This is a genomic window from Dorea sp. D27, from assembly GCF_001185345.1.
GTDB lineage: Bacteria > Bacillota > Clostridia > Lachnospirales > Lachnospiraceae > Extibacter.
Genome location: NZ_KQ236743.1, coordinates 122717 through 136123 on the forward strand (window position 1 = coordinate 122717; position 13407 = coordinate 136123).

At 45.9% G+C, this 13407-nt stretch carries 13 protein-coding genes; 10 read left to right on the forward strand and 3 right to left on the reverse strand.

The window, feature by feature from the left end:
* Nucleotides 1–4: 4 nt before the first annotated feature.
* Nucleotides 5–919, forward strand: a complete 915-nt coding sequence (gene trxB / locus HMPREF0980_RS00590; RefSeq protein ID WP_049727231.1) for a thioredoxin-disulfide reductase — start codon at nucleotides 5–7, stop codon at nucleotides 917–919.
* 63 nt (nucleotides 920–982) lie between these two features.
* On the opposite strand, the gene HMPREF0980_RS00595 is transcribed toward trxB, so the two are convergent.
* Nucleotides 983–1630: a GntR family transcriptional regulator gene (locus tag HMPREF0980_RS00595; protein WP_049727232.1), complete on the reverse strand. Its 648-nt coding sequence runs from the start codon at nucleotides 1628–1630 to the stop codon at nucleotides 983–985.
* Between the two features lie 228 nt (nucleotides 1631–1858).
* On the opposite strand from HMPREF0980_RS00595, the gene proC reads away from it, so the two are divergent.
* The 8 genes from proC to HMPREF0980_RS00635 all read left to right on the forward strand — a co-directional run bounded on the left by proC (nucleotide 1859) and on the right by HMPREF0980_RS00635 (nucleotide 9553).
* On the forward strand, nucleotides 1859–2653 hold the full coding sequence (gene proC, locus HMPREF0980_RS00600; RefSeq protein WP_049727233.1) for a pyrroline-5-carboxylate reductase: 795 nt from the start codon (nucleotides 1859–1861) through the stop codon (nucleotides 2651–2653).
* Between the two features lie 167 nt (nucleotides 2654–2820).
* Nucleotides 2821–3489: a TetR/AcrR family transcriptional regulator gene (locus HMPREF0980_RS00605; protein WP_049727234.1), complete on the forward strand. Its 669-nt coding sequence runs from the start codon at nucleotides 2821–2823 to the stop codon at nucleotides 3487–3489.
* A gap of 77 nt (nucleotides 3490–3566) precedes the next feature.
* Nucleotides 3567–4481: a DUF4097 family beta strand repeat-containing protein gene (locus HMPREF0980_RS00610; protein WP_049727235.1), complete on the forward strand. Its 915-nt coding sequence runs from the start codon at nucleotides 3567–3569 to the stop codon at nucleotides 4479–4481.
* A 673-nt stretch (nucleotides 4482–5154) separates the two neighbouring features.
* Nucleotides 5155–6150: a helix-turn-helix transcriptional regulator gene (locus tag HMPREF0980_RS00615; protein ID WP_049727236.1), complete on the forward strand. Its 996-nt coding sequence runs from the start codon at nucleotides 5155–5157 to the stop codon at nucleotides 6148–6150.
* 49 nt (nucleotides 6151–6199) lie between these two features.
* Entirely contained in the window at nucleotides 6200–6925 is a 726-nt protein-coding gene (locus tag HMPREF0980_RS00620; protein ID WP_049727237.1) for a hypothetical protein, read from the forward strand.
* 59 nt (nucleotides 6926–6984) lie between these two features.
* Nucleotides 6985–7173: a hypothetical protein gene (locus tag HMPREF0980_RS00625; RefSeq protein ID WP_049727238.1), complete on the forward strand. Its 189-nt coding sequence runs from the start codon at nucleotides 6985–6987 to the stop codon at nucleotides 7171–7173.
* 82 nt (nucleotides 7174–7255) lie between these two features.
* Nucleotides 7256–8080 carry a PHP domain-containing protein gene (locus HMPREF0980_RS00630; protein WP_049727239.1) on the forward strand — a complete coding sequence of 275 codons (825 nt, stop codon included), beginning with the start codon at nucleotides 7256–7258 and terminating at the stop codon, nucleotides 8078–8080.
* Between the two features lie 105 nt (nucleotides 8081–8185).
* Nucleotides 8186–9553, forward strand: coding sequence for an aldehyde dehydrogenase (locus HMPREF0980_RS00635; RefSeq protein ID WP_049727240.1), 1368 nt, complete (start codon nucleotides 8186–8188; stop codon nucleotides 9551–9553).
* A 52-nt stretch (nucleotides 9554–9605) separates the two neighbouring features.
* Here the strand turns inward: HMPREF0980_RS00635 and feoB are convergent, their stop codons facing one another.
* Both feoB and HMPREF0980_RS00645 read right to left on the reverse strand, forming a co-directional pair.
* Nucleotides 9606–11648, reverse strand: coding sequence for a ferrous iron transport protein B (feoB, locus tag HMPREF0980_RS00640; protein ID WP_049727241.1), 2043 nt, complete (start codon nucleotides 11646–11648; stop codon nucleotides 9606–9608).
* On the reverse strand, nucleotides 11645–11875 hold the full coding sequence (locus HMPREF0980_RS00645; RefSeq protein WP_049727242.1) for a FeoA family protein: 231 nt from the start codon (nucleotides 11873–11875) through the stop codon (nucleotides 11645–11647). Before HMPREF0980_RS00645 ends, feoB begins: the two co-directional genes overlap by 4 nt.
* Nucleotides 11876–12007: 132 nt before the next feature.
* Between HMPREF0980_RS00645 and HMPREF0980_RS00650 the strand changes: the two genes are divergently transcribed.
* Nucleotides 12008–12817 carry a putative ABC transporter permease gene (locus HMPREF0980_RS00650; RefSeq protein WP_049727243.1) on the forward strand — a complete coding sequence of 270 codons (810 nt, stop codon included), beginning with the start codon at nucleotides 12008–12010 and terminating at the stop codon, nucleotides 12815–12817.
* The last annotated feature ends 590 nt before the right edge of the window (nucleotides 12818–13407 follow it).

Here is a 13407-nt window from a genome sequence, read left to right on the forward strand (position 1 = left end):
TCCTATGTATGATATTGTAATTGTCGGAGGCGGAACCGCCGGGATGACAGCTGCGATTTATGGACTGCGTGCGGGGAAAAAAGTATTGCTCATCGAAGGAACAACCTTCGGTGGGCAAATTACGTTATCTCCTCACGTAGAGAATTATCCTGGAATAGCAGAAGTGAGCGGCAGCGAATTTGCAACAGCAATGGCGGAACAAGTGTCTGCACTTGGAGCAGAGCTGGAATATACGAAGGTAAAAGCGGTAAGAAAAGACGGCGGGAACAAGATTGTCGTGACTGAGGGGAGTGAGATACCGTGCAGGACAGTAATCCTGGCAACCGGGGTATCACACCGACACCTTGGGGTACCACGGGAAGAGGACCTGGTAGGGGCCGGCGTATCCTATTGTGCAGTTTGTGATGGTGCATTCTTCAGAGGAAGTGATGTGGCTGTCGTGGGCGGCGGAAGCACGGCTCTACAGGATGCCGTATTTCTAAGCGAATACTGCAGCCATGTATACGTCATCCACCGGAGAGATGAATTCCGTGGGGAGAAACATCTCGTTGAGGCGCTGGGTGCCAGAGATAATGTAACATTTGTACTCGACAGCGTCGTATCAGAAATCAAAGGTGCGGATGTGGTTGAGAGCATCAGCGTCCTGAATAAGAAGACCGGTGGGATATCAGAACTTGAAGTGGAGGGAATCTTTATCGCAGTAGGACAGAAGCCGAACAATGACCCGTTTGAGGACATAGTAAAGCTGAATGAAGAGGGCTATATCCTGGCGTCGGAGGACTGTATGACTTCCTGCCCCGGCATATTCGCGGCCGGAGACTGCCGCACGAAAGAGGTACGCCAGCTTACGACAGCAGCGGCGGACGGCTCTGTCGCCGCACTTGCGGCCTGCAGATATATAGAAGAGATGAACGTATAGAGCAGAATCAGGCCCGGAGATGTCACGTAAGGCGCCTCTCCGGGCCTGATTCTGCTTTTATATTTATTGCTGGTTTTTTTTCAGTGCGCTGTTCTTCCCGATTCCAAAATGGTCGGCTTTCAATATTTCAAAAGATTTTTCATAATCGCCTTTTCTCATATAACGTACCATCTTTTTCAAGTTTTCATTCGTTTTCGGAATATGCATCCCGTTTTTTATTGAATACTGGCCCATTCGTATGAGCTCCGACAGATTCATTTCATATATCTTATTGATGCGGTCATTTTCAAATATGCCTATAATCTCCATATGCATGGCGGTGTCCGCCACTTCCCATTCATAGACATCACCCGCTGCGGCACACATGCGTACGACTTTCTCTTCGATCCGGTAAGAGAACTCTTCATAGCGTTCCGAAATAAAGATCATCTTAAAAGCAGCGCCTTCGAGCAGCTCTCTCAGCTGATAGATTTCATGGATGTCCTTATCTGATATTTCCTTTACGGTCATGGACTTATAATAGTCGGTGACAATAAGACCCTCCGCCTGGAGCATTCTTATTGCAGTCCTGACAGGGCTCCGGCTCATGCCGAGCTCTTTCGTCAGCATTACTTCGGTAAGGGACATTCCGGGAGGATAGCTAAGATTCAGTATATTTGATTTTATTTTCTCGTAGGCCTGGTCGGCCAGAGAGGTGGTCTTTTCAGCCATTGGATACCTCTTTTCTATTTGATATACCTGGGCAGTCGAGCCCGCAAAGTATACATTGATTTATATTGTATACAAATTATAACGTGATTTCAAGGTAAATACAATATTATTTTTAAACATATTGACTTTCGAGATATGTAGTGCTATATTGGATATAGAAAATTGTATACAAATTATTTTAATGTATACAAAATATTTACAATATGTCCAGAGAGGAAGGTATGGAAGATGAAGTTAGGATTTATCGGTACAGGCAATATGGCATCTGCAATCATGGGGGGCATCATCAATAAACAGATTATTCCGGCAGAGGAAATCATCGGAGCAGACTTGTTCGCCCCGGGAAGAGAGAAAGCCCACAAGCAGTTTGGCATTCATGTGACGGACAGCAACAAAGAAGTGGTAACTCAGGCAGAGGTGATTGTCCTCTCCGTAAAGCCACAGTTTTATGAGGACGTTATCAACGAGATTAAAGATGATATAAAAGACGATCAGATTGTTATCACGATTGCACCCGGCAAGACGCTCTCCTGGCTTGAAGAAAAGTTCGGAAAACCGGTTAAGATTGTACGCACCATGCCGAATACGCCGGCAATGGTGGGCGAGGGAATGACAGCTGCCTGCCCGAACGGCCATATGGATGAAGAAGGGATAACTTATGTGAAGATGCTCCTGGAAAGCTTCAGCCAGGTCGAAATCGTTCCGGAACGTCTGATGGATGCGGTCGTTTCAGTCAGTGGCAGTTCCCCGGCATACGTATTCGTACTTATTGAAGCGATGGCGGATGCGGCCGTGTCAGGAGGGATGCCAAGGCCACAGGCATATAAATTTGCTGCACAAGCCGTGCTCGGAAGCGCTAAGATGGTACTGGAGACGGGGAAACATCCGGGTGAGCTGAAAGATATGGTATGCTCACCGGCAGGAACCACGATTGAAGCAGTGCGCGTGCTGGAGGAAAGAGGATTCAGGAGTGCTGTAATCGAGGCTATGAAGGTATGTGAAGAGATTTCCAGGAGCTTATAATACGGTATTGGAAATGTATACTTATTGAGCTGCTAATGTTCAGCATGGTATACAGGAACGGCACAGCTTAAAGGCTATGCCGTTTTTCATTTTGGGCATTGACATATGGAACACAAACGAGTATCATATAAATGAATAATTCATTCATATGAGAGGGGGGAGGAAGCGTGAATGACCGGATTAAGTCTATAGCCGAAGCAGCGACATATCTGTTTTTACAACAAGGCTATTCTAAAACACAAATCAGTCATATTGCAAAGGCTGCCGGTGTTTCCGTCGGTACAATCTATCTTGACTTTACAGGAAAGAAAGAGATTATGCATTTTGTTTTGAAGTGTACGATTGCTCCGGATTTTATCAATAGAAAATTTGACAGGCCTATCACGGACGACATATTTGCGGGTTTAGAAAGCGATATTGTGGAAATGTTTGAAACGACCGGGAATGACTTTGCCAAGCACCTATCCGATAATGCGGAGGACTATAATCTTGAGGCGCTTGTATCAGATGCATTTGATATGCTGTCAAAATACGCGGCGGGCTGCCTGTTCATCGAGAAGAATCAATTTGACTTCAGGTTTCTGGCGGAGCATTATAGACGGTATCGACAGAGATTTCTTAAAACGATGACACAATATATGGCGGCATTCATTGAACACGGAACAGTACGTCCCCTCGAACATCTTGAATTGACCACGACCTTGATTATTGAGATTTTATCATGGTGGGCGATGGATATACGTTATACATCTTTTGAAACACAGGACATTCCGGTCAGCATTTCAAAGAAGCTATGTATGGATAATATAATTACTGCATACCAATGCAAAAATTAGCGGGCATAAAAGCCCTCTAATTTTAATATGTATTATGAATGAATAATTCATTTAGTAAAATAAAGTGAGGTAATTCCATGAAAATCAAAAATCAATTTATCTGCAGTTTTATGACTGCTCTTATGTTATGCTCCGTTACAGGCTGTTCCACTTCACACAGTTCAGAAATATCAAACGAGCTTCATTTTCCTTTAGCGGGAATATCAGATGTCACCCTCTCTTATGATGAAGAGCCTATAACCTTTTATAAAGCAGACGGAGACGAATTGATCGTCAAAGAATATATGACAGAGAATCAGACTAGATACCACGCTGACGTAGATCAGGATGGGGAGAGTATTCATATCAGCGAAGGCGGCAAGCCGCTTTTTAAAAGCGGCTTCACACGTTATATCGAGATTTTTCTTCCTGCTTCTTATGCGGGAGCTCTCACGATTACTACGACCGACGGAACCATCGATTTGACAGACATAGGTCTGCACATATCCAGGCTCCGTATTGACAGTACAGATGGAACCATAAAACTAGCCGAAGCCGCAGCCTCTGATATTTACTTGTCTACCACAAGCGGAACATTAAAATTAGGCAGCATTGCCGCTGATACTATCAGAATAGAAACTACAAGCGGCGACGTTACCTGCGACAAGATGGCAGGAAGGGTGTCTTATACTTCAACGAGTGGTAATGCCCATATAAAATCAGCAATTGGATCTGGCAGCTATAAGGCGGATAATTCTGGCACATTAAGCGTTATTTATACCAAGGTCACAGGAGATTTATCTTTCTATAATAAGAACGACGATATCAGTCTTGTGCTTCCTGAAGACCTGGAATTTGAGTTTGAAGCTAACACAAAAAATGGCATGGTAGATACTACATTTAAAGAAAGTATTACTACTGACGGGCGGACGACACACGGCACTGTCGGCGGAAATCCTTCTGTCAATATTGAGGCAGAAACAAAGAACGGAAATATAGAGGTATCACAATGAAACGTTCCCTTTTTTCATTGCTTACCTTCTGTATGGCTGATTTGATTTTAGTTACCAGGGCTGAAACATTTGATTGTTTTGCGACAAAGTATCCGTTTATTATAGGGATAAGAGTTAATTAACAGAAAATATATTATTTTTTATAAAAAGATATTGACAAATATATTCATGTGGTGTATTATAATATCATAAATAATAAACAAGATAAGAAAACAGATAAAACATTTGTTGGAAGTGAGTTTATTATTAAATTTGAAAGATGCATTCATGCGGAGATAATTTTTTAATACTATTGATTGGTAATGTAATTCGGAAGAAGAAAAGTATTGATTGGATGTAAGAAGTTCAGTAAGTATAGCATATCGAGCAAAATAAATTATTAAAAAATATTATCGAAGAGTGAAGCAGATTTCAAAGAAATAGTTTAAGAAAGGAAGGTACGGACCACCAAAAAATTAAACTATGTATCTGATTCAGAGTAATCAGAAAAATTTTACCAACAGAAAGGGTAAAAGAATGATTGAAGAATCAAAGTAAGGATGGGTGTCGTTATATAATATAATTGATGCCCATCTTTACTGTCCTTTTATGTCCTGTTATAATAGGTTACGTAATTATACAGACTATTGAACTCATATTATACAATGGGGTGTGGACAGACGGAGACGATGATATGCCGAAAGCTTATAACCAGAAAATCAAACTGCTGTATCTTATGGATCTGCTGGACAGGCAGACGGATATGGAACACACGATAACGATGAAAGAAATCTTGTCCGCACTGGAGGCCAATGGAATCCAGGCGGCCAGAAAAAGCATATACAGCGACATTGAGACGCTCAGGCAGTATGGAATGGACATTGAATACAGGAAAGAACAGCCGGAAGGATACTATCTTGCAAGCCATAATTTTGAGCTGGCAGAGCTTAAGCTGCTTGTCGACGCGGTGCAGTCCTCCCGTTTTATAACGGAGAAGAAGTCCAGAAGCCTGATTAAGAAAATCGAGGGGCTGGCAAGCAGATATGAGGCTTCCTGCCTGCAGCGGCAGGTGTTTGTATCCGACCGAATCAAGACGATGAATGAGAGCATTTATTATAATGTTGATAAGATTCATGCCGCCATATCAGAAAATTCTAAAATCAAGTTCCAGTATACACAGTGGACGATAGACAAGACGACGGCGCTGCGCAATGAAGGAAAGTACTATTATATCAGTCCGTGGGCGCTCAATTGGACAGAGGAGAACTATTATCTGATAGGCTTTGATGCAGGAAAATGCGCGCTGAGGCATTTCAGGGTAGACAAGATGCTGAAAATAGAAGTTATGAAGGACAAGAGGGAGGGTGAAGAGACGTTCCGGGACTTTGATCCTGCGAGATATTCCAGAAAGACATTTGGGATGTTCGCGGGAAAGGAAGAGACGGTGACTATCCGCTTCCCAAACCGCCTTATCGGAGTTGTGCTTGACCGGTTTGGAAAGTCTGTTCCGGTTAAGAGAGATGGAGAGGACTTTTTTACAGCCAGGGTTCAGGTGGCTGTGAGCGAACAGTTTTTTGGGTGGTTAACAGGATTAGGAAAAGATGTTATAATAATTTCACCTGAGGAGGTTGCGGGGGAGCACAGGAGACTTCTTTCGGGGATTATAGATGCTTACACCTGTGGCACATAACATGTTCTGCCGGTGTAGATAATTAATAAGGAACAAAGGAGAAGAAGATATGGATATGGTAAACTTAAATGACATGATTGGCAATGCGTTAGACGGGACATCAAAGCTCACGGCCTCAGGTGTCGCACAGGGAACGACGGCGCTTATCGTAGCTGCCGTGATAGGCGCATTGATATGCCTGTTCGGACTGAAGCTTGTGAAACTGCTGACAGCGGTAGCAGGAGCTGTCGTCGGGGCAGGAATAGGAGTATCCGCAGCGATTGGACTTGGGCTGACGAAGATCACCTTTCTGGCTGTGGTGATTGCAGGTGCCGTCATACTAGGAGCGCTGGCATTTTTCTTGTATAAATTTGGTGTGTTTCTTATGGTGCTGGCCTATGTGTTCGGCGTATGTGCAATGCTGCTGGATCCGGACTCTCTTATCCCGCTCATCATCAGCATCGTGACAGCGGTTGTATTTGCGGTGCTTGCAGTAATTTATATTGAGCCGATTGTCATCATCGTCACGGGCCTGTCAGGCGGCATCTCAGCAGGGATGGCGGTAGCCGGACTTATAGGGGTTACGGCAAATGCATGGATTGGGCTGGCAATCGGAGCCGTGACTGCGGTCATCGGTATCAGTGTCCAGTTTATGATGCATTCCAGAAAGATAGGGAAGACGGAGAAGGTGCATGCAAGAAAGTTCAAAGAACAAGTATCCAGAGAGTCAGAAGTAGAGAAGGCGAGAATGATACTTGACGATGACGCAGAAGAAAATGAGGATGAAGAAATTTAAGTCCTGTTTATGATACACCTCCCCTGCTATAGTATGAGCTATAGCAGGGGAGGTGCTTTATGATGTACAAAATTATTAAAATCATACTGCTTATCGCCGGGTTCACGATGCAGGCTGCGGCAGTAGTCATGTTTGGCTTTACAGAAATCAATATTTCAGGATATTTGTACATGGCTGTCTGGGTAATATGCGGCGTCCTCATCAAGTATTCGCTGCAGTCGCTGTCCTCAGACAGTAAGGCAAATTAACCCATATGGACGGTGTTTAGTTGTAATTTACGGCGGATGTGATATAATATAAACATAAAAAACGAATAAAGGGGGCTTACTGATGAAGATAGATATGCACTGTCATGTAAGAGAAGGTTCGGTGGACAGCAGAGTAAGCTTGGATGAATATATCACAAAGTTAAAGGAAGAAGGCTTTGATGGAATGCTCGTCACTGACCATGACACCTATAAAGGCTACCGCCACTGGAAATACAACATGAAGGGCAAGGTGCATGAGGATTTTGTCGTGCTCAAGGGGATAGAGTACGATACATGTGATGCAGGGCACATCATCTGCATTATGCCGGAAGGTGTAAAGATGAGGCTGCTGGAGCTGCGTGGACTGCCTGTGGCCGTATTGATAGATTTTGTGCACCGGCACGGAGGAATACTCGGACCGGCACATCCTTGCGGGGAGAAGTATCTTAGTTTTACGAACACGAAGAAGTTCTATAAATCGCCGGAAATTATCAAACGATTCGATTTTATAGAAGCCTTTAATTCATGCGAGCCGGAAGAGTCTAATGAGGGAGCCGCAAAGCTTGCGCGAAAGTACAGGAAGCCCGGAATCGGGGGAAGTGATTCCCACAAGCTGGACTGTGTGGGCAGAGGATATACTGTGCTGCCTGAGCATGTGACCTGCGAGACGGAGCTCATATCCCTAATCCGCCAGAAAGTGCCTGTGGAAGCAGGAGGAACCCTGTATAACAAGACGACTAAGGATAAGATAGGGAAGGTGAACAAGCTGCTTGTATATTCTTTCTGGTTCTATAACAAGGGAGGAGAGCTGCTCAAACGCCACAGAAGAAGGCGGAAGGGCCAGGTGGAGAACCCGGTAGATCCGATTGATCCAATAGAAATTCCATATCTGGAACGGATGAAATAATAAGACAAGTCCTTTACAGCACATGTAGAGGACTTCTCTTATGTCTGACAAGTGTCGTGAAATTAAAAGAAATCTATTATGAGATTCGTGCATAGGAGGCATAATATGGCAGATTATAAGGAAATGATTAAAAGGCAGAGAGCATATTTCAGAGAAGGAGCGTGCAAAAGCATAGGATTCAGGATTGCTCAGCTTACGAGGCTGAATGCCTGGATAAGTGAAAACGAAGGGGCCATAATGGAGGCATTACAGAAGGATCTGCACAAATCGCCTTTTGAAGCTTATGCTACAGAAATCGGTATTGTGAAAGAGGAGATAAAGTATACGCTGAAGCATCTGCGCAAGTGGGCCCGGCCGAAACGGGTTCCGACGCCGGTCACACAGTTCCCGTCCCGTTCCTTTATCTATCCGGAGCCTTACGGAGTCGTGCTGATCATGTCCCCGTGGAACTACCCGTTCCAGCTGACGATAGCACCTCTTGTCGGTGCCATATGTGCGGGCAACTGTGCTGTCGTGAAGCCCTCTGCCTATTCCCCGCACACTTCTGATATCGTGGCGAGGATGATTCGGGAACTTTTCCCAAAAAAGTATGTGGATGTAATTACTGGTGGAAGAAAGGAGAACGAAGCACTCCTGAGCGAGCACTTTGATTATATATTCTTTACCGGCAGCGTGAATGTCGGCAGATACGTGATGGAGAAGGCGTCAAAGCACCTCACGCCCGTGAGCCTTGAGCTGGGCGGAAAAAGTCCTTGTATCGTGGACGAGACGGCAGATATCAAGATGGCGGCAAGGCGTATCGTATGGGGCAAGTTCCTGAATTCGGGCCAGACATGCGTTGCTCCGGATTACATATTAGTACAAAAGGGTGTAAAGGAAAAGCTGCTGAAGCAGCTGGAAAAGAACATATACAAAATGTACGGCAAAGACGCGTGCCATAATGCCGAATATCCGAAGATGATCAATGACAGGCATTTTGACAGGGTGCTCGGACTGATGAGAGGAACGCATATCGTATGCGGCGGAGGAAGCAGAAGCGATACGAGGCAGATTGAACCGACGGTAGTAGACCAGGTCGACTGGGACAGCCCGGTCATGCAGGAAGAAATCTTCGGCCCCGTGCTGCCAGTGCTCACCTTCTACGATATCAAAGAGGCAGCCGCCATGGTCAATGCCAGACCCCGCCCGCTGGCGTTATACCTGTTCACGAAAGAAAAGAGAAGGGAAGCCTACATCTTAAGGCACGTATCCTACGGCGGCGGATGCATCAATGACACAGTCGTACATCTGGCAACATCCCATATGCCGTTCGGGGGAGTTGGAAACAGCGGCATGGGCGGCTACCATGGCAAGGCGAGCTTCGATACATTCACCCACCAGAAAAGCATCATGAAGAAGTCGCTGCTCATAGACATACCTGTACGTTATGCACCATTTAAGAATAAACTGAATATACTGAAAAAGCTACAATAATCGAAAGGGGTCAGACCCCTGCATGTGCAGGGGTCTGACCCCTTTCAAAATTCTAAAACAATTGGCCGATTTGAAAGACAATTGTACTTATTGTCCACGCTGTAAGAAGTTGGAAGAAGACGATTCCGAGCGTGGCCTTCCAGCTTTTTAGTTCCCGATGCATAGTCGCGATGGTGGCGGTGCATGGAACGTATAACAGGCAGAATACCATGAGCGCGTAGGCATTCAATGCGCCGAATCCCATAGAGCCAAGCGTCGTGACCATCGTACCCATGCCGTGGGCGGTGGTGATGTTCTGAATGCCGAACAGTACGCTGCAGCTTGACACGACGACTTCCTTGGCGGCGATTCCGGCGATGAGGGCTACGATGATCTGCCACTGGCCGAGGCCTGCCGGCCTGAAGATTGGCACGACTGCTTTCCCGATTATGGAACCGAAGCTATCGGTAATGTCGGTTACGTATCCGCCTGGTCCAAAGTTCAAGATGCCCCACATGATGACCGAAGCGATAAAGATAACGGTTCCGGCCTTGGTCAGATAATCTTTTATCTTTTCCCATACATAGATGGCAATGGTGCGAGCATTCGGTGCCTTATACTCTGGCAGTTCAATAAGAAGTGCATGTTCTGCCTTGCTTCCGTCCATCTTAGACAGGATAAAAGCAGTGGTGATGGCCACGACGATGCCGAGCACATACATGGAATAGCAGACAATCATGGCATGCTTTCCGAAAAACATGGAGGAAAACAGGACATATATAGGAAGCCTGGCACTGCAGGACATAAAAGGGGTGACAAGAATTGTCTTGAAACGATCCCTCTTATGTTCCAGTGCGCGGGATGCCATGATAGCAGGAACCGAACACCCGAAGCCAAGGAGCAGTGGAAGGAAAGCGCGTCCCGACAGACCGAGCCGGCTCATGATATCGTCCATGACAAAGGCGACGCGTGCCATATATCCACTGTCCTCGAGAAATGCCAGTGCGAGGAACAGGATAAATATGTTGGGAAGGAAGGTGAGTATCCCTCCTACACCGGAAATGATTCCGTCCACTACGAGAGAAGTCATCATTTCACCGGTATTGGCAGATGCAAGCCCGGCCGAAACGGCTGCAGACAGTGCCTCCAGCGCAATCTCAAAGTATCCTTTCAGCCAGTCGCCGATTGTAAAGGTAAAGAAAAATACTAGTGCCATAATGCCCAGAAATATGGGAAGCCCGAGCCATCGGCTTGTCAGATACCGGTCTATCTTGTCGGTAGAAGCCTCTTTCCTTGATTTGTTCACGAGCACTTCGCCGATAATCTCTTCTATGAAATTATATTTCTGATTAATGATATCCTTCTCATAGCTTCGGTCCACCGTGTTGCCTAAATCAAGAGGATAGGCGTTTGTGATGCCCTTGTCCTGTTCCAGTATCTTGATAGCATGCCAGCGTTTATTATCCAGATGAGGATAACTCTGGCTGAGCGCAGAGATGATGAGATCTATCTTGTCTTCTATGTAATCCTCATATACCATGGCATATTCTTCGTGGTGGTTGTGCCGATGTGAAGACTGGAGCCCGGGATGATGGTGAATCAAAGGACCCTGCCTGTCGTACTCTTTGTGGTGGGAGACGGCATGCATAAGGATGGAAAGGCCGGTCTTCTTTCTGGCAGATACCGGTATTGCCGGAACACCGAGCATCTCAGGAAGCCTGTGGAGATCAATCTCCATACCACGTTCTTCCACGATATCCATCATATTCAGCGCCAGAACCACTGGTTTTCCAAGCTCTATGAGCTGAAGCGTCAGATACAGGTTGCGTTCCAGACTGGATGCATCTATCACGTCTATTATGACATCTACCTCATCACTCATAATGCATTCCCTTGATACGGTTTCTTCCATCGTATATGATGAAAGGCTGTATATGCCCGGAAGGTCGATAAGCTTGAATTCCAGCCCCTTGTATGTTGCACGCCCTTCTTTCTTTTCCACGGTGACACCCGGCCAGTTGGCCACTTTGAGGTTGGCACCTGTAAAGGCATTGAACAAGGTCGTCTTCCCGCAGTTCGGATTACCTATAAAACCTACGTTGATGGTTTTTCTCATAGCTCTTCCACCTCCCGTACTACTATATGGTCGGCAATCCTTCTGCCCATGGCAAAGCGGGTGCCCCGGAACTTTGCCGTCAGAGATCCTTTTTTGTCATTATTCAATACTGTAATCTGTGTACCTTCTGTCAGACCGAGCGCCTCAAGACGGCGTTCCAGGCCAAGCTCCATATCAATCGATTTGACCTCGTAAGTCTGGTTGTTTTTTCCTTGCTTCAGCGTCATGTCGGAATAGCTCCTATATTGTTATTGATAATTATTATCTATTACATTGCATATCATACCACTATTTGACGTAAATGGCAATGTGAAGTATACTATAAACACTATAAAAAGGAGCAGGAATGGAGCGGATTTATGCAGGTATATTTTTTTATATTATATTTTTTCACTTATGGGTTTCTCGGGTGGTGTACTGAGGTGGCATTTGCGACGACAAAGCAGCATAAGTTCGTAAACCGGGGATTTTTAAATGGGCCTATATGCCCAATCTATGGCGTAGGTGTCGGTGTGGTCGTACAGTTTCTTGCCCCGGTCAAGGAAAATCTGGTTCTGCTTTATGTTACATCTACTATACTTGTCACGTTGATTGAATGGATAACGGGTTTTCTGATGGACAAGATATTTCATCACAAGTGGTGGGATTATTCCAGCCAGCCGTTGAACATAGGAGGATATGTCTGCCTTGTATTTTCACTCGTCTGGGGCGTGGCCTGCGTCTTTATCGTAAAGGTAATCCATCCGCTTATACATAAGGGGCTCTCCCTGCTTCCGGCAGTGGCAGGTATCGTACTTATAGCAGTGCTTGGGGCAGTGCTCATTTCAGACATCTATGTTACGGCATCCGGCATCCTGAAGCTGAACCGCCGTCTGGAGATGATGGAACGGATTGCCGTGGAACTGCGGGAGCTTTCGGAGAAAGTGGGCGAGAATATCCATGAAAATGTTATGGAGACGATGGAAGTTACCGAAGAGATAAGAGAAAAGCTGGAGATAGCCACAGAAGATCAGAAGAGCCGCATCACGGATCTGAAAGAAAAATACAGAGAACTGGCGGAGCACGGGACAAAAGTGAGCAACCGTCTGCTGAAAGCCTTCCCGAAAATGGAATCGAGAAAGCATAAGGATATATTGAAAGAACTCCAGATGAAGATATTAAAGAAATAAATGGAGGGTTACGTAAATTAGGACGCCGCTGGGGAGGCAGGGGGCATCTGCTGCGATGCGTCCGGGACTGCGACTATCACACAGATTCCTAAGCCTGTGGAATGTTCGCCGATAGCGGCTCACACCCCACGGGCCAAGGAATCTGGTGAGGATTCTCCGTCCCTTCCGCCTGTACCTTCGCATCTGTCCCCTGCCTCCCCAGCGGCTATCTACTTTACTGGCACGGGCGGGGGTGGCTGTGTGACAATACTGGAGGCCGGAAAGAATTTGGCTTGTGTGGCTATATGAATAAAAGATGCGTCAAGTTGAAATCCTTGGCGAAATGGAATTATAATGAGGAAGAGCCGGTATCAGGTACAGGGCTGTTATATGAGATAACATCCCTTGCCTGACTCCGGCTCTTCTTCCAGCAACGGCGTGCACGCCTCGCTGCAAACGTTTAACTGCGATAATATACACCGTACTAATTTGTATGTGTTGTATACACTAAGCTTGCTACCATTTTCCATCTAGCTGACGCAGCCAGCGTTCATCCGCTGGCCAGTAACGTCACACGGCCGCTCACGCCCTTGTTAGTAAAGTAGATAGCG